The organism is Rhodococcus sp. KB6 (assembly GCF_001445685.1).
Lineage (GTDB): Bacteria > Actinomycetota > Actinomycetes > Mycobacteriales > Mycobacteriaceae > Rhodococcus_F > Rhodococcus_F qingshengii.
Genome location: NZ_LNAK01000150.1, coordinates 1 through 241 on the forward strand (window position 1 = coordinate 1; position 241 = coordinate 241).

General features: G+C 0.0%; 1 protein-coding gene. It reads left to right on the forward strand.

The genetic code is table 11. The features are described from left to right. The coding region (locus tag ASU23_RS35365) for a hypothetical protein (RefSeq protein WP_082661475.1) at positions 1-241 on the forward strand (241 nt) is incomplete at both ends.

Consider the following 241-nt stretch of genomic DNA (forward strand, 5'->3'; position numbering starts at 1 on the left):
AAAAAAAAAAAAAAAAAAAAAAAAAAAAAAAAAAAAAAAAAAAAAAAAAAAAAAAAAAAAAAAAAAAAAAAAAAAAAAAAAAAAAAAAAAAAAAAAAAAAAAAAAAAAAAAAAAAAAAAATAAAAAAAAAAAAAAAAAAAAAAAAAAAAAAAAAAAAAAAAAAAAAAAAAAAAAAAAAAAAAAAAAAAAAAAAAAAAAAAAAAAAAAAAAAAAAAAAAAAAAAAAAAAAAAAAAAAAAAAA